Here is a 23537-nt window from a genome sequence, read left to right on the forward strand (position 1 = left end):
GCCACGGACTAAAAAGGCGCCCTCGGGCGCCTCTCCAGTAAGATTGAGCTTAGCGCAGAAAATCAGTGGTGATGGCCACCTTCGCCATGGACGTGACCATGAGCGATTTCTTCCTGGCTGGCCTCACGGATAGCCACGATCTTGACCTGGAAATTCAGGCGTTGGCCGGCCAGCGGGTGGTTGCCGTCAACGGTCACGTCGTCGCCGTCCAGATCACGGATGGTCACGATCTGCATCTGGCCGTCCGGAGCGGAAGCGTGGAACTGCATGCCCACTTCCAGTTCGTCGACGCCTTCGAACATGCTGCGGCTCAGGGTGCTGACCAGTTCGGCAGCGTACTCGCCGTAGGCATCTTCAGGTTCTACGGAAACGTTCAGCTCGTCACCGACTTGCTTGCCTTCCAGGGCCTTTTCCAGACCAGGAATGATGTTACCTGCGCCTTGCAGGTAAACCAGCGGGGCGCCGCCGGCAGAGCTGTCGATGACCTCACCAGCGTCGTTGGTGAGGGTATAGTCGATGGAGACAGCCTTATTGGCGGCGATCAGCATGGGGCGGGACCTTTTGCATAAGAATGAAGAACGTCCAAGTTTAGCGAAGCAATCGCTCGAAAGCGAACGGAACCCGGACCAACGGGACGTGAAAAATCACTCGACAATCCGCGGTTTTCATCAGGACGAAGAGGGCCATTGGGTGGCCGAACTGTCCTGCGGGCATACTCAGCACCTGCGTCATCTACCGCCCTGGCAATCGCGGGCCTGGGTCCTCGACCCACAGCAGCGGGCAGAAAAAATAGGCCAGCCCTTTGCCTGCGGCTGGTGTGCTCAGGCCCCGGGAAGCGATAACCTTAGCGCCTGACGATTCGGCAGACGGCCTTAGACCGTCGCCCTTGCCATGCACCTTCTGAGAATTCGCATGCAAACTTTTTTTATCGCGCCCACCGATTTTGGTGTGGGTCTGACCTCCATCAGCCTCGGGCTGGTGCGTACCCTGGAACGGGCCGGCCTCAAGGTCGGTTTCTTCAAGCCCATCGCCCAACCGCACCCGGGGGATACCGGCCCCGAGCGCTCCACCGAACTGGTGGCGCGCACCCACGGCCTGAAACCGCCGCAACCCCTGGGCCTGGCCCATGTCGAGCGGATGCTCGGCGACGGCCAGCTGGATGAATTGCTGGAAGAAATCATCACCCTCTACCAGCAGGCGGCCATCGGCAAGGACGTGCTGATCGTCGAAGGCATGGTGCCGACCCGCAGCGCCAGCTACGCCGCCCGGGTCAACCTGCACCTGGCGAAAAGCCTGGATGCCGAGGTGATCCTGGTCTCCGCCCCGGAAAACGAAGTGCTCACCGAGCTGTCCGGCCGGGTCGAGTTGCAAGCCCAGTTGTTCGGCGGCCCGCGAGACCCGAAAGTGCTGGGGGTGATCCTCAACAAGGTGCGCACCGACGAAAGCATGGAGGCGTTTTCCGCGCGCTTGAAGGAGCATTCGCCGTTGCTGCGCAGCGGCGATTTCCGCCTGCTGGGGTGCATTCCCTTCCAGCCGGAACTCAACGCCCCGCGCACCCGCGATGTGGCCGACCTGATGGGCGCCCAGGTGCTCAACGCCGGCGACTACGAAAGCCGGCGCATGACCAAGATCATCATTTGCGCCCGCACCATGCGCAACACCGTGGAGCTGCTCAAGCCCGGCGTGTTGGTGGTGACCCCCGGCGACCGCGACGACATCATCCTCGCCGTGAGCCTGGCAGCCATCAACGGCGTGCCCCTGGCCGGCCTGCTGCTGACCAGCGACACCCTGCCCGACCCGCGAATCATGGAGCTCTGCCGTGGCGCCCTGAACGCCGGCCTGCCGGTGCTGTCGGTCAGCACCGGCTCCTACGACACCGCCAACCAGCTCAACGGCCTGAACAAGGAAATCCCCATTGATGACCGCGAGCGCGCGGAAATCATCACCGACTTCGTCGCCAGCCACCTGGACGCCAACTGGCTGCACCAACGTTGCGGCACGCCACGGGAAATGCGCCTGTCGCCGGCGGTGTTCCGCTATCAGCTGATCCAGCGTGCGCAACAGGCCAACAAACGCATCGTCCTGCCCGAAGGCAGAGAGCCGCTGACCGTGCAGGCAGCCGCCATCTGCCAGGCCCGAGGCATCGCTCGCTGCGTGCTGCTGGCCAAGCCCGAGGACGTGCACGCGGTGGCCCGGGCCCAGGGCATCGAACTGCCCGAAGGCCTGGAAATTCTCGACCCGGACCTGATTCGCGAACGCTACGTGGAGCCCATGGTGGCCCTGCGCAAGAGCAAGAGCCTGAACGCGCCCATGGCCGAACAGCAACTGGAGGACCCGGTGGTGATCGGTACGGTGATGCTGGCGCTGGATGAAGTCGATGGCCTGGTATCCGGGGTCATCCACTCCACCGCCAACACCATTCGCCCGGCCCTGCAACTGATCAAGACCGCGCCAGGCTGCACCCTGGTGTCCTCGGTGTTCTTCATGCTGTTTCCCGAGGAAGTGCTGGTCTATGGCGACTGCGTGATGAACCCGCACCCCAGCGCCAGCGAGCTGGCGGAAATCGCCCTGCAGAGCGCCGACTCGGCAGCAGCCTTCGGCATCACCCCACGGGTGGCGATGATCAGCTACTCCAGCGGCGACTCGGCCAGCGGCGAGGAAGTCGAGAAGGTCCGCGAAGCCACGCTGCTGGCCCACGAAGCCCAGCGTTCGCTGCTGATCGATGGCCCGCTGCAATACGACGCCGCAGCCAACGAAAACGTGGCCCGGCAACTGGCGCCCAACAGCCAGGTCGCGGGCAAGGCCACGGTGTTCGTGTTCCCCGACCTGAACACCGGCAACACCACCCACAAGGCGGTGCAGCGCAGCGCCGATTGCGTGAGCCTGGGGCCGATGCTGCAAGGCCTGCGCAAGCCGGTGAACGACCTGCCCCGGGGCGCCCAGGTGGACGACATCGTCTACACCATCGCGCTGACCGCGATTCAAGCCGCCAACCGACCGATGGATGTCTAAATGCTGGAATTTCTACCTGCTGTAGCACGCGGAATCATCGCCTCGATCCTGTTGGCGCTGAACACCATCCTGCTGTGCTCGTTCCTGTTCTGCGTGGCGCTGTTCAAGGCCCTGCCGTTCGCCCTCACCCAACGTTTCAGCCACTGGCTGATGAACCACACCCACGAGGCCTGGATCAGCAACAACAAGGCCTGGATGCGCTTGGTGTGCCGTACCCGCTGGCATGTGCAGGGCCTGGAAGGCCTGGACTACCAGCATTCCTACCTGGTCACCAGCAACCACCAGAGCTGGGTCGACATCATGGTCTTGCAGTACGTGCTCAACCGGCGCATCCGCCCGCTGAAGTTCTTCCTCAAGCAGGAGCTGATCTGGGTGCCGGTGATTGGCCTGGCCTGGTGGGCCCTGGGCTTTCCATTCATGAAGCGCTACTCCAAGGCCTACTTGGAGAAGCACCCGGAAAAGAAAGGCAAGGACCAGGAAACCACGCGCAAGACCTGTGCGAAGTTTCGCAACAACCCGGTGGGCATCTTCAACTTCGTCGAAGGCACCCGCTTTACCGAAGCCAAGCACGCCCAGCAGCAATCGCCGTTCCGCTACCTGCTCAAGCCCAAGGCCGGCGGCATCGCCTTTGTCCTGGATGCCATGGGCGAGCAACTGCAATCGATCATCGATGTGACCATCCACTACCCGGCCGGCCGCCCCGGTTTCTCGGACCTGCTGTGCGGCAGGGTCAAGGATGTGGTGGTGCGTTTCGAGGAAGTGCAGATCCCGCCGCAATTCATTGGCAAGAACTACGAGCAGGACGGCGCTTATCGCCTGGAATTCCAGGGCTGGATCAACCAGCAATGGCTGGACAAGGATGCGCTGCTGGAAAAGCTGCATCGCGAGTATCCGGCCAAACCCTGAGGGCCTCTTCGCTGGCCACAAAGATCCGCGCGAACGCCATCTGAAGCGCACAAAAAAGCCCGCAGCCGATCACTCGACTGCGGGCTTTTTGGCTACGGCTTAGATCGCGCCGCGGCTGCGCAACAGGTCCAGCACCTGCTTGACGCTCTCTTCCACGGACAGCGCCTGGGTGTCGATCACCAGATCGGCATTCAGCGGCACGTCATACGGGAAGGATTCGCCCGGGATGTTGTCCCCGCCCGCCGCGTACAGGCCTTGCGGATCACGCTCGGCGCACACCGCAGGCGATGCCTGGACGTAAACCGTCAGCAGACGCTCCTTGCCGATCAGGTCCTTGGCCTGCTCGCGCCCTTCGGCACTCGGGGCCACGAACGCGGCCAGGGTCAGCAGGCCGGCTTCGTTGAACTGACGGGCCACGTGGGCCGCACGGCGCCAGTTCTCGGTCCGCCCGGCGCGGTCCTGAGGCAGGCCCTTGTTCAGGTCATGACGCAGGTTCTGGCCATCGAGCACATACACCGCACGGCCCATGTCGAACAGCTTGCGCTCCACCGCGTAGGCCAGAGTGCTCTTGCCCGCGCCCGACAGGCCGCTGAACAGCACGGTGGCCGGCTGCTGGCCGAAGCGCTGGGCACGCTCCTCAGTGGCGACGTGAGCCAGCTTGCCATGGTGGGTGGCGCTGCCATGGGCCACCGGCTGGGCGATGATCATGCCGGCGCCGACGGTGCCGTTGGTCAAGCGGTCGATGACGATGAAAGCGCCGGTGGTGCGGTTGCTTTCGTAGCCATCCAGGGCGATCGGTGCGTCGAGGCTGATCTTGACCTTGCCGATCTCGTTCAGTTGCAGCGCGCTGGCCGCGCCCTCTTCCAGGGTGTTCACATCAACTTTGTGATTGATGCTGGCAATCGAGCCCGGCACGTAGCTGGTAGCACGCTTGATGTCGTATTTCTTGCCCGGCAGCATCGGCTCTTCAGCCATCCAGACCAGCATGGCCTCGAAGCTGTCGGTGACCGGCGGCACGTTGTCGGCATGCACCAGCAGGTCGCCGCGGGAGATGTCGATCTCGTCTTCCATGGTCAGGGTCACGGCCTGGCCCGGGCCGGCCTGCTCCAGCTCGCCCTCGAAGGTGACGATGGACTTGACCCGGCTGCTCTTGCCCGACGGCAGCACCACGACTTCGTCACCCTTGTGCACGATGCCGCTGGCCAGGGTGCCGGCAAAACCACGGAAGTTCAGGTTCGGACGGTTGACGTACTGCACCGGGAAACGCAGGTCGGTGAAGTTGCGGTCACCGGCCACTTCCACGGTTTCGAGGATCTCCATCAGCGACTGCCCGGTGTACCAGGGCGAACGCTCGCTCTTGTTCACCACGTTGTCGCCCTTGAGCGCCGACATCGGCACGAAGTGCAGGCTGGTGGGCTGCAGCTTCAGGCCCTGGGCAAACTTCAGGTAGTCGGCCTTGATCGACTCGAACACGCCTTCATCGAAGTCCTTGAGGTCCATCTTGTTGATGGCGACGACGATGTGCTTGATGCCCAGCAGCGAGGCGATGAAGCTGTGGCGACGGGTCTGGGTCTGCACGCCGTAGCGGGCATCCACCAGGATGATCGCCAGGTCACAGGTGGAAGCACCGGTGGCCATGTTGCGGGTGTACTGCTCATGGCCGGGGGTGTCGGCGATGATGAACTTGCGCTTGGCGGTGGAGAAATAGCGGTAGGCGACATCGATGGTGATGCCCTGCTCGCGCTCGGCCTGCAGGCCATCGACCAGCAACGCCAGGTCGATGTCGTCACCGGTGGTGCCGACCTTCTTCGAATCCCGGGTGATGGCTTCCAGGTGGTCTTCGTAGATCATCTTCGAGTCGTGCAGCAGGCGCCCGATCAGGGTGCTCTTGCCGTCGTCGACGTTGCCGCAGGTGAGAAAGCGCAGCAGCTCTTTACGTTCGTGCTGGCCCAGGTACGCGAGGATGTCCTCGCTGATCAAATCAGATTGATGGCTCATAGCGTTCAAGCTCCAAGCTGTAAGCTTCAAGCGGCAAGCTTGTCGGCGTACAGCTAGTCAGAAATTTTTTTGATCAAGCCGCAGAGCATTTTGGAAAGCTCGCGAGTTTCTTTAATCCAATTTTCAGCCAGCGGCTTTGCTATGTAGGCAATCTCACTGCCGACGATGATCTGCGTGCGCAACTCCCCGTTGGAAGCTTTTGCAATCCAGAGAAACCAGCTTTTCTCCCTGGCACTACGTCGCTCCATACCTTCAGCGATATTGGAGGGCACCGAGAGTGCCGAGCGAGTGATTTGATTCTTGAAACCAAAGTCCTCGCATCGTGCCATCTCTCTATAGATATCTACCGCCAGAGCCTTGCTTCTCTGCCAAACAACCAGTTTCTCGAAGTCCATGACGAGTCACTCGATGCTGGCTCACAGCAACCCGCTGTAAGCATCAAGCTGCAAGCTACGCATCACGCTTCTAACTTGCAGCTTGCCGCTTGTAACTTGAAGCTTAAAAGTATCCTTGACGTTTCTTGTCTTCCATCGAGCCGGCGCCATCGTGGTCGATGACCCGGCCCTGGCGCTCGGAAGTTCGTGTCAGGAGCATTTCCTGGATGATGTCCGTCAGGCTCTCGGCCTCGGACTCCACCGCGCCCGTCAACGGGTAGCAGCCAAGGGTACGGAAACGCACTTTCTTCTTGACGATGCGGGCTTTCTCTTCATCGGACAGATGCTCAAGGATGCGTTCGTCATCGATCATGATCAGGGTGCCGTTCTTCTCGATCACTTCACGCTCGGCGGCGAAGTACAGCGGCACGATCGGGATGCCTTCCAGGTAGATGTACTGCCAGATATCCAGCTCGGTCCAGTTGGACAGCGGGAACACGCGGATCGACTCGCCCTTGTTGACCTTGCCGTTGTAGACGTTCCACAGCTCGGGGCGCTGGTTCTTCGGGTCCCAGCGGTGCTTGCTGTCGCGGAACGAGTAGACGCGCTCCTTGGCGCGGGACTTCTCTTCATCGCGGCGGGCACCGCCGAACGCGGCGTCGAAACCGTGCTTGTCCAGGGCCTGCTTGAGGCCCTCGGTCTTCATGATGTCGGTGTGCTTGGCACTGCCGTGGGTGAACGGGTTGATGCCCTGGGCCACGCCATCCGGGTTGACGTGGGTGATCAGGTCCAGGCCCAGTTCTTCGACCATGCGGTCGCGGAACTTGTACATTTCCTGGAATTTCCACTGGGTATCGACGTGCATCACCGGGAACGGCAGCTTGCCGGGGAAGAACGCCTTGCGGGCCAGATGCAACATCACGGCGGAGTCTTTACCGATGGAGTACAGCATCACCGGGTTGTCGAACTCGGCGGCCACCTCGCGGATGATGTGGATGCTTTCCGCCTCCAGCTGTTTCAGATGCGTCAGTTTGTCGACCATGGCTACTCACGAAAGCTTTCTTATGGACGGCCATCGGGCCGTGTTCGAGCGGGGCATGCTAGCACAGCGACCTGCTTCTAATCAGGGAGCTAACTAGAACGAAACGGTATATGAATATGCCGCCCGGTTAGGCAGCTAAATCGCCTGCCCGGGCGGCCCATGCACGGGTTAGATCGGGTTGGGGCAGTCGATGAACAGGTGCTCCAGGGCAAAGCGCCGGGCCAGATAGTCACCCAGGGCCTGGACGCCGTAACGCTCGGTGGCGTGATGACCGGCAGCGATGAAGCTGATGTCGTTTTCCCGGGCACTGTGGAAGGTCTGCTCCGAGGCCTCGCCACTCAAGTACAGGTCGACACCCGCCTGCACCGCCTGGTCGATGTAGCCCTGGCCGCCACCGGTGCACCAGCCAACCCGGCGGATCATCTCGCTGCCTTCGATCAGCAGCGGTTCACGGCCCATTGCCTCTTGCACACGACGGGCAAAATCGCGCGGGGTCATCGGCTCGCTGAGGGAACCCACCAGGCCGACGACCTTGGGGTTCTCCGGGTCCAGCGGGCCTTCCACGGTGATCTCCAGCTGGCGGGCCAGTTGCACGTTGTTGCCGACCTCCGGGTGCAGGTCCAGCGGCAGGTGATAGGCCAACAGGCTGATGTCGTGCTTGAGCAGGGTTTTCAGCCTACGCTGCTTCATGCCAGTGATGCAGGGGTTCTCGCCTTTCCAGAAATAGCCGTGATGCACCAACACCAGGTCGGCCTTGGCCTCCACCGCGGCGTCCAGTAGCGCCTGGCTGGCGGTCACGCCGCTGACGATACGCATCACCTGCGGGCGCCCTTCGACCTGCAGGCCATTGGGGCAGTAATCGGCGATACGTGAACTGCTCAGGTAGCGGTCCGCTTCTTCCACCAGGGTGCTCAGGGCAACGGCCATAAAAGACTCCTAAATATCCCGTTCAGAGGCACGCGCGGCCTCGTATAATGCGCGACATTATGGGCCGTGCGCAGCCCTTCGTAACCACCCAGGACTTGCTCAATGCTCAAGGCTCTGCGTTTTTTTGGCTGGCCGCTTCTGGCCGGTGTGCTTATCGCGTTGTTGATTATTCAGCGTTACCCGCAATGGGTGGGCCTGCCCAGCCTGGACGTCAACCTGCAGCAAGCTCCGCAAACCACCAGCACTCAACAGGGGCCGGTGTCCTATGCCGACGCCGTGGTGATTGCCGCGCCCGCGGTGGTCAACCTGTACACCACCAAGGTCATCAATAAACCGGCTCACCCGCTGTTTGAAGACCCGCAGTTCCGACGTTTCTTCGGCGACAACCTGCCCAAGCAGCAGCGCATGGAGTCGAGCCTGGGCTCGGGGGTGATCATGAGCCCCGAAGGCTACCTGCTGACCAACAACCACGTGACTTCCGGCGCCGAGCAGATCGTGGTGGCGCTCAAGGACGGCCGCGAGACCCTGGCCCGAGTGATCGGCAGCGATCCGGAAACCGACCTGGCGGTGCTCAAGATCGACCTGAAAAACCTGCCGTCGATCACCGTCGGCCGCTCGGAAAACGTCCGCGTCGGCGACGTCGCCCTGGCCATCGGCAACCCGTTCGGGGTCGGCCAGACCGTGACCATGGGCATCATCAGCGCCACCGGGCGCAACCAGCTGGGCCTGAACAACTACGAAGACTTCATCCAGACCGATGCCGCGATCAACCCTGGCAATTCCGGCGGCGCCCTGGTGGACGCCAACGGCAACCTGACCGGGATCAACACCGCGATCTTCTCCAAGTCCGGCGGCTCTCAGGGCATCGGTTTCGCCATCCCGATCAAGCTGGCCATGGAAGTGATGAAGTCGATCATCGAACACGGCCAAGTGATTCGCGGCTGGCTGGGGATCGAAGTGCAACCGCTGACCCAGGAACTGGCAGAGTCCTTCGGCCTGGCCGGACGCCCCGGGATCGTGGTGGCGGGGATCTTCCGCGATGGCCCGGCACAGAAAGCCGGCATGCAACTGGGTGACGTGATCCTCAGCATCGACGGCGAACCCGCCGGTGACGGCCGCCGCTCGATGAACCAGGTGGCGCGGATCAAGCCGACGGACAAAGTCGCGATCCAGGTGATGCGCAACGGCAAAGAACTCAAGCTGACCGCGGAAATCGGCCTGCGACCGCCGCCCGCGCCGGTCAAAGAAGAAGAGTGAAGCTGGGCCCGGCCATGCCGGGCTAACAGCATATATTCTCATTGGTCATGTTATATTGTTTCAATACTGCTATTGGAACAGCCCCATGACGTCCCGAAAAATCCTCCCTCTGGCCGGCCTGGCCCTGGGCCTGCTGGCCGATCCCCTGCTCGCCGAAGAACCGCAAACCCTGGAGCTTGAAACCACCCGTATCAGCACCGAATACGAATCCGCAACGGGGCCGGTCAAGGGCTACCGGGCCACTCGCTCGGCCAGCGCCACCAAGACCGATACGGCAATCAGCGATATCCCGCAGTCCATCAGCGTGATTCCCGCCAGCGTGCTCAAGGACCTGGGCAGCAACAATGTCGAACGCGCCCTGGAGTTTGCCGGCGGAGTCTCCAAGCAGAACAACTTCGGCGGCCTGACGCTGTATGAATACAGCGTGCGCGGCTTCACCACCTCGGAGTTCTACAAGGACGGCTTCAGCGCCAACCGCGGCTACCCCAGCACCCCGGACGCCGCCAACATCGAGCGCATCGAAGTGCTCAAGGGCCCGGCGGCCAGCCTCTACGGCCGTGGTGACCCCGGCGGCACGGTCAACATCGTCACCAAGAAACCCCAGCCTGAAGCCTTCACCACCCTGCAGACCAGCGCCGGCAGTTGGGACCGCTACCGCACCGCCCTGGACCTCAACACCCCGCTGGATGCTCAGGGCGACCTGCTGTCCCGGGTCAATCTGGCGGTGGAGGACAACCACAGCTTCCGCGACCATGTGGACAGTCGCCGGGTGTTCGTTGCCCCTTCTTTCAGCTGGCAGTTGAACCCGGACACCAGCCTGCTGGTGGAAAGCGAATTCGTGCGCCACAGCTCGACCTTCGACCGCGGCATCGTTGCTCCGAACAATCGCCGGAGCGGCGTTTCGCGTTCGACCTTCCTCGGTGAACCCAACGACGGCAACATCGACAACCACAACAACATGCTCCAGGCAGCCCTGGAACATCACCTCAGTGACCGCTGGAAGCTGCGCCTGGCCAGCCACTACAAGGAAGGCAAGTTGTGGGGCTTCGCCTCGGAAACCCGCCCGCTGAATGCCGACCAGCACACGGTCAACCGGCGCTACCGTGAGCGCGACAATAACTGGCACGACAGCATCACCCAGCTGGAACTGCGCGGCCTGTTCGACATCGGCAGCTGGCAGCACGAGCTGCTGATCGGCAGCGAATACGAGAACTACCGCAAGAACGAACGGGTGACCACCCTCGCCGGCGGTGCCTATGCCATCGATATCTACGACCCGATCTACGGCCAGGCCAAGCCCAGCGGCAAACGGTCGGGCACTGACTTCTTCGAGCATGTCCAAAGCCAGGCCCTCAACCTGCAGGACCAGATCATCTTCACCGACCGCCTGCGGGGCATGCTCGGCGCCCGCCTTGAACACTTCGAGCAACGGATCGACGACCACACCACCGGCAAGCGCAGCCGCCAGAGCCACGACGCCCTGACCCAGCGCGCCGGCCTGCTCTACCAGCTGACGCCGCACGTGGGCCTGTTCGCCAATGCCTCCACCTCGTTCAAGCCCAACAACGGGCTGGATGCGGCCGGCAAGACCTTCAAGCCCGAGGAAGGTGTCGGTTATGAAGTGGGGATCAAGAGCGAGCTGTTCGACGAGCGCCTGAGCGCCACCCTCGCCGCCTTCCATATCGACAAGGAAAACGTCCTGGCCCTGGACCCCGGCAGCGACTTCAGCCGCGCGGTGGGCAAGGCCCGCAGCCAGGGCCTGGATGTGCAAGTGAGCGGCCAGTTGACCGATGCGGTACGGGTGATCGGTGCCTATGCGCTGATCGATGCCGAAGTGACCAAAGGCGACCAGGCGATCCCGGCCGGCAGCCGCATCCTCGGCGTAGCCAAGCACAGTGGCAGCCTGTTGGGCGTCTATGAATTCCAGAACGGCCGGTTCAAGGGCTCGGACGTCGGTGCCGCCCTGACCTATGTCGGCGATCGCTCGGGTGAGGCCGGAGGCAGCTTCGAGCTACCCGCCTATCGCACCCTGGATCTGCTGGCCCACTACAAGGCCAGTGAACACCTGACCCTGGGCCTGAACCTGAGCAACCTGTTCGACGAGAAGTACTACGAACGCTCCTACAGCAACTACTGGGTCAACCCCGGCGAGCCGCGCAACTTCGCCGTCAGCCTGACACTCAACCTGTAGCAGGAAATCGCCATGCCCAACCACCAGTCAGCCACACGCTAAAAAGCTTGCGGCTGACTGGCGGCTTAGCGCTTAGAGATCGCCCAGCCCATCGATCAGGGCCTGGTTCTGCTCCGGGGTGCCGATGCTGATCCGCAGGAACTGGGCGATCCGCTGCTGCTTGAAGTGACGCACGATCACCCCCTGCTCCCGCAGCTTGGCCGCCAGCCCTGCCGCGTCGTGCTGCGGGTGGCGGGCAAAAATGAAGTTGGCCGCCGACGGCAACACTTCAAAGCCCTTGGCCCGCAACTGCGCCACCACCCACTCGCGGCTCTCGATCACCCGCTGACAGGTCTTGGCGAAGTACTCGCGGTCCTCGAAGGCCGCCGCCGCGCCGACGATCGCCAGGCGATCCAGCGGGTAGGAGTTGAAGCTGTTCTTGATCCGCTCCAGAGCCTCGATCAGGTCCGGGTGGCCCACCGCCAAGCCCACGCGCAAGCCGGCCAGGGAGCGCGACTTGGACAGGGTCTGGGTCACCAGCAGGTTGGGGTAGCGGTCCACCAGGCTGATGGCGGTCTGACCACCAAAGTCGATATAGGCTTCGTCCACGACCACCACCGAATCCGGGCTGGCCTGGAGGATCTGCTCCACCGCCTCCAGCGCCAGCAGGCAGCCAGTGGGCGCATTCGGGTTGGGGAAGATGATTCCGCCGTTGGGTTGGGCGTAGTCGGCCACGCGGATCTGGAACTGTTCGTCCAGGGGCACCGCCTGGTAATCGATGCCGTACAGGCCGCAGTACACCGGGTAGAAGCTGTAGCTGATGTCCGGGAACAGCAGCGGCTTATCCTGCTGCAACAGGCCGTGAAAAATGTGCGCCAGGACCTCGTCGGAACCGTTGCCGAGGAAGACCTGATTGCCCTGCACCCCGTAATAGCGGGCCACCGCCTGCTTGAGCAGGTCGCTGTTGGGGTCGGGATACAGGCGCAGGTTGTCGTTGAGCTCGGCCTGCATCGCCGCCAGGGCCTTGGGCGACGGGCCATAGGGGTTTTCATTGGTGTTGAGCTTGACCAGCTTGGTCAGCTTGGGTTGTTCACCCGGCACGTAGGGCACCAGGTTCTTGACGAACGGACTCCAGAATTTGCTCATGTTCATTGCCCCTGATCTTGATCGTCGACGATGCGGTACTCGGCGCTGCGGGCATGGGCGATCAGCGACTCGCCACGGGCCAGCACCGAGGCGGTCCGGCCCAGCTCGGACGCCCCCTGCTCGGAGCAGAAGATGATCGACGAGCGTTTCTGGAAGTCATACACCCCCAGTGGCGAAGAGAAACGCGCGGTGCCGGACGTCGGCAGCACGTGGTTCGGCCCGGCGCAGTAATCGCCCAGCGCCTCGGAAGTGTGACGGCCCATGAAGATCGCCCCGGCGTGGCGGATCTGCGGCAGCCAGGCTTGCGGGTCGGCCACCGACAACTCCAGGTGTTCGGGGGCAATGCGGTTGGCCACGTCCATGGCTTGCTGCATGTCGCGAACCTGGATCAGGGCGCCACGGCCATTGATCGAGGTGTTGATGATTTCCGCGCGCTCCATGGTCGGCAGCAGCTTGGCGATGCTCGCCGCCACCTGGTCGAGGAACTCGGCGTCCGGGCTGACCAGGATCGCCTGGGCGTCTTCGTCGTGCTCGGCCTGGGAGAACAGGTCCATGGCGATCCAGTCCGGATCGGTCTGGCCGTCGCAGACCACGAGGATCTCCGACGGGCCGGCGATCATGTCGATGCCGACCTGGCCGAACACATGGCGCTTGGCGGTGGCCACATAGATGTTGCCCGGGCCGACCACCTTGTCCACCTGGGGCACGCTTTCGGTGCCGTAGGCCAGCGCGGCCACGGCCTGGGCGCCGCCGATGGTGAACACTCGGTCGACCCCGGCAATGCAGGCCGCCGCCAGCACCAGCTCATTGACCTCGCCACGCGGGGTCGGCACCACCATCACCACCTCGGTCACGCCCGCCACCTTGGCCGGGATCGCGTTCATCAGCACCGATGACGGGTAAGACGCCTTGCCCCCCGGTACATACAGGCCGGCGCGGTCCAGCGGCGTGACCTTCTGGCCCAGCACCGTGCCGTCGGCCTCGGTGTAGCTCCAGGAGTCCTGCTTCTGTTTCTCGTGATAGCTGCGCACCCGCGCCGCGGCCTTTTCCAGGGCTTCGCGCTGGGCCACGGTGATTCGGGTCAGGGCCAGCTCCAGGCGCTCGCGCGGCAAGATCAGGTCGGCCATGGAAGCCACTTGCAGGCCGTCGAAACGCTGGGTGAACTCCACCAGCGCCGCATCACCGCGCTCACGCACGGCCTTGATGATGTCCAGCACCCGCTGATTGACCGAATCGTCAGAAACACTTTCCCAGCTCAGCAGATGATCCAGATGACGGGCGAAATCCGGGTCGGCAGCGTTGAGTCGGCGAATTGCAGTCGGAGCGGTCATAGCGAAGGCCTCAATGATTGGCGAATGCACAAAAGGGCAAGCTTGGATTTGCAAAGCTCAGGCGCCGCAAGACTACCAAGCCATCCGCGTGGGCACCTGAGCATTCTGGCTATGACGCGGATAGATGGGCGTGGCTCAAGGCCACGCATGTGAATCAGCCGCGGTGTCGCGATTCCACTGCCTTGCGCAGGGTGTCGATCAACGCCTGGATACGGGCGTGCTGCATCTTCATCGATGCCTTGTTGACCACCAGCCGCGAGCTGATGGTGGCGATCAATTCCTGGGGCTCCAGGCCGTTGGCCCGCAGGGTGTTGCCGGTGTCGACCACGTCGATGATCTTGTCCGCCAGGCCGATCAGCGGCGCCAGCTCCATCGAACCGTACAGCTTGATGATGTCCACCTGGCGGCCCTGCTCGGCGTAGTAACGCTTGGCCACGTTGACGAACTTGGTGGCCACGCGCAGGCGCCCCTTGGGTTCGACGGCGCCAATGGCACCGGCGGTCATCAGCTTGCACTGGGCAATCTGCAGGTCCAGTGGTTCGTACAGGCCCTGGCCGGAGTACTCCATCAGGACGTCCTTGCCGGCCACCCCGAGGTCGGCAGCGCCATGTTCGACATAGGTCGGCACATCGGTGGCGCGCACGATCAGCAGGCGAACATCGTCCTGGGTCGTGGGGATGATCAGTTTGCGGCTCTTGTCCGGATTCTCGGTTGGCACGATGCCCGCTTCAGCCAGAAGCGGCAGCGTGTCGTCGAGGATACGGCCCTTGGACAGTGCGATGGTCAACATGAGTAACGTAAGTCCTTATGCGGCGACTGATGCCCGGACGCAAACGGCGCCAGACATGCGTCGAGCCTGAAGACAGGCTCGACGTGGAACAGATTCGGCGGTGGGCACCTCCCTGTGCCCGTCATGCTACTAGCCCGGTACGCGGCGGATCTTGGCGCCGAGCATCTGCAGCTTCTCTTCGATGCACTCGTAACCACGGTCGATGTGGTAGATGCGATCGATCAGGGTATCGCCTTCGGCCATCAGGGCCGAGATCACCAGGCTGGCCGAGGCCCGCAGGTCGGTGGCCATGACCGGCGCACCCTTGAGGATTTCGGTACCGGTCACGATCGCCGTGTTGCCTTCGACCTGGATCTTGGCGCCCATGCGATGCAGTTCGTACACGTGCATGAAGCGGTTTTCGAAGATGGTCTCGATCACCGCGCCGGTGCCTTCGGCAATCGCGTTCAGGGAAATGAACTGCGCCTGCATGTCAGTCGGGAACGCCGGGTACGGAGCGGTACGCACGTTGACCGCCTTGGGGCGCTTGCCGTGCATGTTCAGCTCGATCCAGTCGCTGCCGGTGGTGACTTCAGCGCCAGCTTCCTTGAGTTTTTCCAGAACGGCTTCAAGGATGGTCGGATCGGTGTCCTTGACCTTGACCCGGCCGCCGGTGACCGCAGCGGCCACCAGGTAGGTGCCGGTTTCGATACGGTCAGGCATGACCTTGTAGATCGCCGAATGCAGACGCTCGACGCCATCGATGGTGATGGTGTCGGTGCCAGCGCCGGAAATCTTCGCGCCCATGGCGATCAGGAAGTTTGCCAGGTCGACGACTTCGGGTTCGCGGGCGGCGTTCTGCAGCACGCTGCGGCCCCGGGCGAGGGCCGCGGCCATCATGATGTTCTCGGTACCGGTCACACTCACGGTATCGAAGAAGAAGTTCGCGCCACGCAGGCCGCCTTCAGGCGCCTTGGCCTTGATGTAGCCGCCTTCGACGTCAATCACCGCACCCATGGCTTCCAGGCCGCGGATGTGCAGGTCAACCGGGCGCGAGCCAATGGCGCAACCGCCAGGCAGGGCCACTTCAGCCTCACCGAAGCGGGCAACCATCGGGCCCAGTACCAGGATCGAGGCGCGCATGGTTTTCACCAGCTCGTACGGCGCGACCAGGGTCTTGATGGTGCGCGGGTCGATTTCGACGCTGAGTTTCTCGTCGATCACCGGCTCGATGCCCATGCGACCGAACAGTTCGATCATGGTAGTGATGTCGTGCAGGTGCGGAAGGTTGGCCACGGTGACCGGGCCATCGCACAGCAGGGTTGCCGCCAGAATCGGCAGCGCGGAGTTCTTGGCCCCGGAAATGCGGATCTCGCCATCAAGGCGAACGCCGCCGGTAATAATCAATTTATCCATAACAGTCTCGACGCCCTTGGGCTCAGGTGCGCTCGGCCCAGGCCGCGCGGCTGAAAAATTTCATAGTGATCGCGTGGATGCTGCCATCGGCAATCCATGGATTCAAATGGGCATAGATGCTCTGCTGACGCTTGACCGGGCTCAAGGCCACCAGTTCGTCGCTAATCACGTTCAGCTGAAAGTTGCAGCCTTCGCCCTCAACTTCTACCTGAGCTCCGGGCAGCTTTCCCTCAAGAAAGCTCTTCACTTCGTTGGCCTGCATGCTCAACCTCAATCGGCGCCCTGTGCGCGCGGGTCGGACATCATACAAAAAAGCCCCGCGCCTGCGAACCCCGCATAGCAGGACTCTGACGGGGGGCTTCTATAGAGATGTGGGTTACTGGGGATGACTGAAGATTTCTGTGACCCCGGACACCTCGGCGATTTCGCGCATATCCTCGGGCAGCGCACGAATGCTCACGGCCTTGCCCTGTGCCTGACCATCGCGCATGAAGGCCAGCAACAGCGCGAGGCCGACACTGGAGGACTTCTCTACCGCCGAGCAATCGAGCACCAGCGCTGGCGCCTGGCTCGACTTGATCAGCGCCTGGCCCTGCTTGCGCAGGCCCGGGCCACTGCGGTAGTCCAGCACGCCGCTGATCAACAGTTCCCCGGCATCACCGAGGCGTACGGCCGACTCACTCATTGCGCAGCCTTTTGCGCGGCGCTTTCGGTGACTTCCTTGGCCTTGGCCACTTCGCCGGCCCAGCCGTCGATGGTCTTGTCCAGGTTGTTGCCGTTGCGCTGCATGGCGTCGGCGAACTGATCACGGAACAGCTTGCCGATATTGATGCCGTTGATGATCACGTTACGCACTTTCCACTCGCCGTTGAGCTTTTCCAGGGTGTACGACACTGGGTAGATCGCGCCGTTGTTGCCCTTGACCTGCATATCGACGCTGGTACGGGTGCCGCTTTCGTCCTTGGCCGGCGAAACGGTGATGCCCTGGTTGTTGTACTCCAGCAAGGCGTTGCCATAGAACTGCATCAGGCTGCGCTTGAAGTTTTCCTGGAAGCGGGTCATCTGCTCCGGGGTAGCCTTGCGCGAATACTTCACGGTCATGATGCTGCGGGAAATGCCATCAGCGTCCACCACGGGACCGACAATGCCGTTCAAGGCGTTGTAGAAGTCGTTCGGGCTCTGCTTGTACTTCTCTTTGTTAGCCGCCAGGTCAGCCAGCAAACGCGTGGTGGTGTCCTGCACGATATCGTGTGCGGAAGGCGTACCTGCCGCGCTGGCCAGCAACGGCAGGGCCGCCAACAGCACCAACAGGCCACGTCGCAAGATAGAGATCATCGAAAAACTCCTCATTTGGCGTCTTTGCTAACGGTATTGAGCAGGAATTTACCGATCAGGTCCTCCAGCACCAGCGACGACTGGGTGTCGTGGATGGTTCCACCATCCTTGAGCAAGGCTTCTTCCCCGCCCACGCTGATACCGATGTATTTCTCACCCAACAGGCCAGCAGTCAGGATAGATGCAGTGGAGTCGGTCGGCAGATTATCCACACGCTTTTCCAGTTGCATCGTCACCCGGCCGGTGAAGCTGTCGCGGTCCAGATCGATTGCAGTGACCTTGCCGATGGTCACGCCGGCCATGGTCACCTTAGCTCTGACCGTCAAACCGGCGATATTGTCGAAGTAGGCATACAGTTTATAGGTATCGGTGCTCGCAGTCGGAGACAAGCCACTGACCCGCAGGGCAAGCAACAGCAAAGCCAGGATGCCGGCCAGCAGGAAAAGGCCGACACCGATTTCCAGGGTGCGGTTTTGCATCAGAAATCTCCAAACATCAAGGCGGTCAGAATAAAGTCCAAGCCGAGTACGGCCAACGAGGCATACACCACGGTCTTGGTAGTGGCACGGCTGATCCCCTCTGAAGTGGGCTCACAGTCGTAGCCTTGGAATACGGCGATCCAGGTCACTACAAACGCAAAAACAATACTTTTGATCACACCGTTGAGCACGTCACCACTGAAGGTCACGCTGTTCTGCATGTTCGCCCAGTAGGAGCCTTCATAGACGCCCAGCCAGTCGACAGCGACCCACGAACCGCCCCAGATCCCCACCACGCTGAAAATCATCGCCAGCAATGGCAGGGAAATGAAACCGGCCCACAAGCGCGGCGCAATGATGTACTTGAGCGGATCGACACCGATCATCTCCAGGCTGGAGAGCTGTTCGGTGGATTTCATGTTGCCGATTTCCGCGGTCAAGGCCGACCCGGCACGCCCGGCGAACAACAGCGCGGTGACCACCGGCCCCAACTCCCGCAACAGGGTCAGAGCAACCATCTGCCCGACCGCCTGCTCAGAACCATAGCTGGAAAGAATGTTGAAGCCCTGCAGCGCCAGCACCATGCCGATAAAAATCCCCGACACGACAATGATCACCAGGGACATTACGCCCACGGAGTGCAGCTGCTTGATAAGCAGGCCAAAGCTGCCGCCAATGCCGCCACGGCCCAACAGGGCATGAAACAGGAACAGCGTGGAACGCCCCAGTACCGCCAGGACATCAATGCCTGAGCGACCGAAGAGGCGAACCCTCTCGATTAGCGATATCTTGCGCATCAGCGCTTCCCCAGAAGATCTGCGCGGTAATCCGTCGCTGGAAAGTGAAACGGCACCGGGCCATCGGGATCGCCCTTCATGAATTGACGGATACGCGGATTATCCGAGTCCATCAGCTCTTCGGGAGTTCCCTGGCCCAGCACCTGGCCATCACCCACTACGTAGAGGTAGTCGGCAATGCTCGCGGTTTCCGCCAGGTCATGGGAAACCAGAATGCTGGTGATGCCCAGGGCATCGTTGAGCAGCCGGATCAGGCGCACCAGAACCCCCATGGCAATCGGGTCCTGGCCCACGAACGGCTCGTCGTACATGAGGATCTGCGGATCCAGGGCAATGGCCCGGGCCAGGGCGACCCGGCGCTTCATGCCACCGGACAGCTCGTCGGGCATCAAGTCGACGGCGCCGCGCAAACCCACGGCCTGCAGCTTGAGCAGCACTATGTCGCGAATCATTTCGTCCGGCAGCTGGGTGTGCACCCGCAGCGGAAAGGCCACGTTCTCGAACACGTCCAGGTCGGTGAACAGCGCCCCGCTCTGGAACAGCACGCCCATTTGCTTGCGCGCGTCGAACAGGTCGCTGCGCGAAAGGCTCGGCAGATTCTGGCCATTGACCCACACTTCGCCGCTGCTGGGCCGCAACTGCATGCCCATCAAGCGCAACAGGGTGGTCTTCCCGCAGCCCGAAGGCCCCATGATGCCGGTGACCTTGCCACGCGGAATACGAATATCCACGTTATTGAAAATGCTGCGCGTACCGCGCTTGAAGGACAGTCCCTTCAGCTCGACCGCGTAGGCGTTATCGGCACTCATCTAAACTCCTTGCGATGCAGCCTATCACTCGGACGCTTGGCTCCCTGCCGGGAGTACATGCCCCTGGGCAGGCCGAACTGGCGGCGAACTATATCACTGCTGATACGGAGCCCCCAAGGCCGACGCCAACCCCGTTCAGGTCGACGACAGGCAAAAACCAGGCTTTCCTTGTACCCAGTAGACAAAGGCTGACGAACTTGCGTGAGGGATTTGTTCATTGCCGCTATAATCGCCGCCTTTTCATCGGGCTATACGATTTCAGACATGAGCCAATCCAGCGACCTGATTCAATCAGCACAACGCACCATCCGCCTCGAACTACAGGCAGTAGAAGGCTTGCTGCCCCATATCGACGCAGATTTCGTACGCGCTTGCGAGATGATTCTGGCCAGCAAGGGCCGCGTAGTGGTGGTCGGCATGGGCAAGTCCGGGCACGTCGGCAACAAGATCGCAGCCACCCTGGCCAGTACCGGGACCACCGCGTTCTTTGTCCACCCCGCCGAAGCCAGCCATGGCGACATGGGCATGATCACCCGCGAAGACGTGATCCTGGCCCTCTCCAACTCTGGCTCGACCAACGAAATTGTCACCCTGCTGCCGCTGATCAAGCGCCTGGGCATCCAGTTGATCAGCCTCACCGGCAACCCCGAGTCGCCGCTGGCCAAGGCTGCCGACGTCAACCTCAACGTCCACGTCGAGCACGAAGCCTGCCCGCTGAACCTGGCACCGACCTCCTCGACCACCGCAGCACTGGTCATGGGCGATGCCCTGGCCGTGGCCCTGCTGGAAGCCCGCGGGTTCACCGCCGAAGATTTCGCCTTCTCCCATCCTGGAGGTGCCCTGGGCCGGCGCCTGCTGCTCAAGGTCGAGAACGTGATGCATGAAGGCAGCGACCTGCCACAAGTGCAACGGGGCACCCTGCTCAAGGACGCGCTCATGGAAATGACCCGCAAGGGCCTGGGCATGACCGTGATCCTAGAGGCCGATGGCCGCCTGGCAGGCATTTTCACGGACGGCGACCTGCGTCGCACCCTGGATCGCGCCATTGATATCCACCACGCCACCATCGATTCGGTGATGACCCCTCATGGCAAGACCGCCCGCGCCGACATGCTGGCCGCCGAAGCCCTGAAGATCATGGAAGACCATAAAATCAGCGCCCTGGTGGTGGTGGACAAGGAAGACCGCCCAATCGGCGCCTTGAACATGCACGACTTGCTGCGCGCGGGAGTGATGTAATGAGTGCCGAGCTGCTGCAACGCGGTAAACACATCAAGCTGGCGGTATTCGACGTCGACGGCGTGCTGACCGACGGTCGCCTGTACTTCCTCGAAGACGGCAGCGAATTCAAGACCTTCAACACCCTCGACGGCCAGGGCATCAAGATGCTCATGGCCGCCGGCGTGCAGACGGCGATCATCAGCGGGCGCAAGACCCCGGTGGTGGAGCGTCGGGCCAAGAACCTGGGGATTCCCCACCTGTACCAGGGCCGCGAAGACAAGCTGGTGGTGCTGGACGAACTTCTTGGCCAGCTGGGCCTAAGCTATGAACAGGTCGCCTACCTGGGTGACGACCTGCCCGACCTGCCGGTGATCCGTCGCGTCGGCCTGGGCATGGCAGTGGCCAACGCCGCCAGCTTTGTCCGCGAACACGCCCACGGCATCACCGTGGCCCGCGGCGGCGAAGGTGCCGCCCGGGAGTTCTGCGAGCTGATACTGCGCGCCCAGGATCGCCTTGAAGCAGCCAATGCCGCTTACTTATAGAGCCCTCCCATGCTGAGCAAAAAGATTCGCAACATCCTGATCTTCGGGACCATCGCCCTGCTGTTCGCGGCGGTCGGTTACTGGAACATCAGCCCGGAACGCTTCCTCGACAAGCCAGTGGCGCAGGTCGACGAAAATGCCATCGACTATTACGTGATCAACGCGCGCAGCGTGCAGTACCTGCCCGACGGCAAGCTGCAGTACGAAATGACCTCGGACAAGGTCGAACACATCAAGGCCAGCGAAGTGACCCTGCTGACCAAGCCAGACCTGCAGATGTACCGCGGCACCACGTTCCCCTGGCACGTCCAGAGCGAACGCGGCGAGGTCAATCCGGACGGCACCGAGGTCGAGCTGATTGATTCGGTGCGGGTTTCCCGCACCGACGAACGAAATCGCAACCTGCTGATCACCACCAGCCGCATGACAGTATTCCCGCAGAAGCAATATGCGCAGACCGAGCAAGCCGTTAGAATCGACGGCGCCGGCGGCGTGACTACGGCCAAGGGAATGAAAGCGTATTTGAAAGACGGCAGGATGAACCTGCTATCGAACGTAAGAGGACAGTATGAGGCTCGTTAAAACCCTCCCTATTTTGCTCAGTCTGGGCGCAGCACTGGGAAGCGTGAGCGCCTGGGCTCTGCCGAACGATAGCCAACAGCCCATCCGCATCCAGGCCGACGACGCGCAACTGGACGACAAGAACGGCGTGGCCACCTACAAGGGCGATGTGATCATCACCCAGGGTTCGATGAAGATCACCGGCAACACCGTGACCATCACCCGGTCCAAGACCGGCGAAATCGACGTGGTGACCTCGGTAGGCAACCTGGCCTACTTCGAGCAGTTGCAGAAGCAGACTGACCCGAAACCGGTCCAGGCCTACGCCGTGACCATCCAGTACCATGCCCAGCAGAACCGTATCGTACTGATCGACAAAGCCAAGGTAATCAACGACGGCAACACCACCGAAGGCGAGAAAATCGTCTACGACACCGTCAAGCAGGTTGCCAACGCCGGTCGCGCCAATGGCAGCTCGGTTACCGCGCCACGTCCGCGGATCGACATGGTCATCCAGCCGAAAAAGAAAACCGACGAGCAAAAGGCCCAGTAATGGCAACTCTGAAAGCTCAGCACCTGGCCAAGAGCTACAAGAGCCGCCAGGTCGTGCGTGACGTCAGCCTGTCCATCGACAGCGGCCAGATCGTCGGCCTGCTCGGCCCCAACGGCGCCGGCAAGACCACCTGCTTCTACATGATCGTCGGCCTGGTCCAGGCCGATCAGGGCCGCGTTCTGATCGACGACCTGGATGTCAGCCACCAACCGATGCACGGCCGCGCGCGCGCCGGTATCGGCTACCTACCCCAGGAAGCCTCGATCTTTCGCAAGCTGTCGGTGGCCGACAACATCATGGCCATCCTCGAGACCCGCAAGGAGCTCGACAAGGCCGGGCGTCGCCAGGAACTGGAAAGCCTGCTGCAGGAATTCCACATCAACCACATCCGCGACAACCTCGGCATGAGCCTGTCCGGTGGTGAACGCCGCCGCGTGGAAATCGCCCGGGCCCTGGCCACGGCCCCCAAGTTCATCCTGCTGGACGAACCCTTCGCGGGTGTCGACCCGATCTCGGTTGGCGATATCAAGCAGATCATCCACCACCTCAAGGCCAAGGGCATCGGGGTGCTGATCACCGACCACAACGTCCGGGAAACCCTGGACATCTGTGAGACCGCCTATATCGTCAACGATGGGCAACTGATCGCCGAAGGCGATTCCGCGACCATCCTGGCCAACGAACTGGTCAAGGAAGTCTATCTGGGCCATGAGTTCCGCCTGTAAGGGCTGATGTGTTGGGCTGGACGCCAGGGCGCCGGGAACAATAAACCCCTACAAACTTTATTGTTACAGCGCTCTAGGCAAACACTTCAGTTTCAGGCATATAATTTGCTTATGTTTGGCGCTCCGGCGCCCTGTAGTGGATGGCGCATGTGCGCCGGCAAATAAGG

At 62.0% G+C, this 23537-nt stretch carries 25 protein-coding genes; 10 read left to right on the forward strand and 15 right to left on the reverse strand.

Going from position 1 to position 23537, the window contains the following annotated elements; all coding sequences use genetic code 11:
- Positions 1 to 62: 62 nt before the first annotated feature.
- Positions 63 to 548, reverse strand: coding sequence for an FKBP-type peptidyl-prolyl cis-trans isomerase (locus tag LXM55_RS07700; RefSeq protein ID WP_233319840.1), 486 nt, complete (start codon positions 546 to 548; stop codon positions 63 to 65).
- On the opposite strand from LXM55_RS07700, the gene LXM55_RS07705 reads away from it, so the two are divergent.
- From LXM55_RS07705 to LXM55_RS07715, 3 genes are read left to right on the forward strand one after another with little or no spacing between them, the layout of a single operon-like run.
- Positions 517 to 855 carry a DUF3565 domain-containing protein gene (locus LXM55_RS07705; RefSeq protein ID WP_233319841.1) on the forward strand — a complete coding sequence of 113 codons (339 nt, stop codon included), beginning with the start codon at positions 517 to 519 and terminating at the stop codon, positions 853 to 855. The two genes, LXM55_RS07700 and LXM55_RS07705, sit on opposite strands and share 32 nt — an antisense overlap.
- A 57-nt stretch (positions 856 to 912) precedes the next feature.
- Positions 913 to 3012 (forward strand): phosphate acetyltransferase, encoded by a 2100-nt coding sequence (gene pta / locus LXM55_RS07710; protein ID WP_233319842.1) that lies wholly within the window; start codon positions 913 to 915, stop codon positions 3010 to 3012.
- Positions 3013 to 3918: an acyltransferase gene (locus tag LXM55_RS07715; RefSeq protein WP_233319843.1), complete on the forward strand. Its 906-nt coding sequence runs from the start codon at positions 3013 to 3015 to the stop codon at positions 3916 to 3918.
- A 99-nt stretch (positions 3919 to 4017) separates the two neighbouring features.
- Here the strand turns inward: LXM55_RS07715 and cysN are convergent, their stop codons facing one another.
- The 4 genes from cysN to LXM55_RS07735 form a co-directional block, all read right to left on the reverse strand.
- Positions 4018 to 5916, reverse strand: a complete 1899-nt coding sequence (gene cysN / locus LXM55_RS07720) for a sulfate adenylyltransferase subunit CysN (RefSeq protein WP_233319844.1) — start codon at positions 5914 to 5916, stop codon at positions 4018 to 4020.
- Positions 5917 to 5969: 53 nt separating this feature from the next.
- Entirely contained in the window at positions 5970 to 6311 is a 342-nt protein-coding gene (locus LXM55_RS07725; protein WP_233319845.1) for a four helix bundle protein, read from the reverse strand.
- A gap of 103 nt (positions 6312 to 6414) precedes the next feature.
- Positions 6415 to 7332, reverse strand: coding sequence for a sulfate adenylyltransferase subunit CysD (cysD, locus tag LXM55_RS07730; protein ID WP_011059289.1), 918 nt, complete (start codon positions 7330 to 7332; stop codon positions 6415 to 6417).
- Between the two features lie 168 nt (positions 7333 to 7500).
- The gene (locus LXM55_RS07735) at positions 7501 to 8259 is read right to left on the reverse strand and encodes a Nif3-like dinuclear metal center hexameric protein (protein WP_233319846.1); all 759 of its coding nucleotides are present in this window, start codon (positions 8257 to 8259) and stop codon (positions 7501 to 7503) included.
- Between the two features lie 102 nt (positions 8260 to 8361).
- Between LXM55_RS07735 and algW the strand changes: the two genes are divergently transcribed.
- The gene (gene algW / locus LXM55_RS07740; RefSeq protein ID WP_233319847.1) at positions 8362 to 9516 is read left to right on the forward strand and encodes a Do family serine endopeptidase AlgW; all 1155 of its coding nucleotides are present in this window, start codon (positions 8362 to 8364) and stop codon (positions 9514 to 9516) included.
- Between the two features lie 85 nt (positions 9517 to 9601).
- Positions 9602 to 11707, forward strand: coding sequence for a TonB-dependent siderophore receptor (locus LXM55_RS07745; RefSeq protein ID WP_233319848.1), 2106 nt, complete (start codon positions 9602 to 9604; stop codon positions 11705 to 11707).
- 72 nt (positions 11708 to 11779) lie between these two features.
- Here the strand turns inward: LXM55_RS07745 and hisC are convergent, their stop codons facing one another.
- The 10 genes from hisC to LXM55_RS07795 all read right to left on the reverse strand — a co-directional run bounded on the left by hisC (position 11780) and on the right by LXM55_RS07795 (position 19768).
- Positions 11780 to 12832, reverse strand: coding sequence for a histidinol-phosphate transaminase (hisC, locus tag LXM55_RS07750; RefSeq protein ID WP_233319849.1), 1053 nt, complete (start codon positions 12830 to 12832; stop codon positions 11780 to 11782).
- 2 nt (positions 12833 to 12834) lie between these two features.
- Complete coding sequence (hisD, locus tag LXM55_RS07755) at positions 12835 to 14163, reverse strand: histidinol dehydrogenase (protein WP_233319850.1); 1329 nt, start codon at positions 14161 to 14163, stop codon at positions 12835 to 12837.
- A gap of 154 nt (positions 14164 to 14317) precedes the next feature.
- On the reverse strand, positions 14318 to 14953 hold the full coding sequence (hisG, locus tag LXM55_RS07760) for an ATP phosphoribosyltransferase (RefSeq protein WP_016968619.1): 636 nt from the start codon (positions 14951 to 14953) through the stop codon (positions 14318 to 14320).
- 129 nt (positions 14954 to 15082) lie between these two features.
- On the reverse strand, positions 15083 to 16348 hold the full coding sequence (gene murA, locus LXM55_RS07765) for a UDP-N-acetylglucosamine 1-carboxyvinyltransferase (protein ID WP_011059281.1): 1266 nt from the start codon (positions 16346 to 16348) through the stop codon (positions 15083 to 15085).
- A gap of 22 nt (positions 16349 to 16370) precedes the next feature.
- Complete coding sequence (locus tag LXM55_RS07770; RefSeq protein ID WP_016966651.1) at positions 16371 to 16610, reverse strand: BolA family protein; 240 nt, start codon at positions 16608 to 16610, stop codon at positions 16371 to 16373.
- A gap of 114 nt (positions 16611 to 16724) precedes the next feature.
- Positions 16725 to 17033, reverse strand: coding sequence for an STAS domain-containing protein (locus LXM55_RS07775; protein ID WP_233319851.1), 309 nt, complete (start codon positions 17031 to 17033; stop codon positions 16725 to 16727).
- Positions 17030 to 17683 carry an MlaC/ttg2D family ABC transporter substrate-binding protein gene (locus tag LXM55_RS07780; protein ID WP_233319852.1) on the reverse strand — a complete coding sequence of 218 codons (654 nt, stop codon included), beginning with the start codon at positions 17681 to 17683 and terminating at the stop codon, positions 17030 to 17032. The genes LXM55_RS07775 and LXM55_RS07780 overlap by 4 nt, the downstream gene beginning before the upstream one ends.
- 11 nt (positions 17684 to 17694) lie before the next feature.
- The gene (mlaD, locus tag LXM55_RS07785; RefSeq protein WP_011059277.1) at positions 17695 to 18162 is read right to left on the reverse strand and encodes an outer membrane lipid asymmetry maintenance protein MlaD; all 468 of its coding nucleotides are present in this window, start codon (positions 18160 to 18162) and stop codon (positions 17695 to 17697) included.
- Complete coding sequence (gene mlaE, locus LXM55_RS07790) at positions 18162 to 18959, reverse strand: lipid asymmetry maintenance ABC transporter permease subunit MlaE (protein WP_233319853.1); 798 nt, start codon at positions 18957 to 18959, stop codon at positions 18162 to 18164. The genes mlaD and mlaE overlap by 1 nt, the downstream gene beginning before the upstream one ends.
- Positions 18959 to 19768: an ATP-binding cassette domain-containing protein gene (locus LXM55_RS07795; protein ID WP_011059275.1), complete on the reverse strand. Its 810-nt coding sequence runs from the start codon at positions 19766 to 19768 to the stop codon at positions 18959 to 18961. The genes mlaE and LXM55_RS07795 overlap by 1 nt, the downstream gene beginning before the upstream one ends.
- Positions 19769 to 20032: 264 nt before the next feature.
- Here LXM55_RS07795 and LXM55_RS07800 point away from each other — a divergent pair, with 264 nt between their 5' ends.
- The 5 genes from LXM55_RS07800 to lptB are packed head-to-tail and all read left to right on the forward strand — an operon-like array spanning position 20033 to position 23370.
- Positions 20033 to 21007, forward strand: coding sequence for a KpsF/GutQ family sugar-phosphate isomerase (locus tag LXM55_RS07800; protein WP_233319854.1), 975 nt, complete (start codon positions 20033 to 20035; stop codon positions 21005 to 21007).
- Entirely contained in the window at positions 21007 to 21531 is a 525-nt protein-coding gene (locus LXM55_RS07805) for a KdsC family phosphatase (protein WP_233319855.1), read from the forward strand. Before LXM55_RS07800 ends, LXM55_RS07805 begins: the two co-directional genes overlap by 1 nt.
- A gap of 9 nt (positions 21532 to 21540) precedes the next feature.
- Positions 21541 to 22113: an LPS export ABC transporter periplasmic protein LptC gene (lptC, locus tag LXM55_RS07810; protein ID WP_233319856.1), complete on the forward strand. Its 573-nt coding sequence runs from the start codon at positions 21541 to 21543 to the stop codon at positions 22111 to 22113.
- Positions 22100 to 22645, forward strand: a complete 546-nt coding sequence (gene lptA, locus LXM55_RS07815; RefSeq protein WP_011059271.1) for a lipopolysaccharide transport periplasmic protein LptA — start codon at positions 22100 to 22102, stop codon at positions 22643 to 22645. Before lptC ends, lptA begins: the two co-directional genes overlap by 14 nt.
- On the forward strand, positions 22645 to 23370 hold the full coding sequence (gene lptB / locus LXM55_RS07820) for an LPS export ABC transporter ATP-binding protein (protein WP_058436531.1): 726 nt from the start codon (positions 22645 to 22647) through the stop codon (positions 23368 to 23370). The genes lptA and lptB overlap by 1 nt, the downstream gene beginning before the upstream one ends.
- The last annotated feature ends 167 nt before the right edge of the window (positions 23371 to 23537 follow it).

The organism is Pseudomonas sp. Au-Pse12 (assembly GCF_021341665.1).
In the GTDB taxonomy this organism is placed as follows: domain Bacteria; phylum Pseudomonadota; class Gammaproteobacteria; order Pseudomonadales; family Pseudomonadaceae; genus Aquipseudomonas.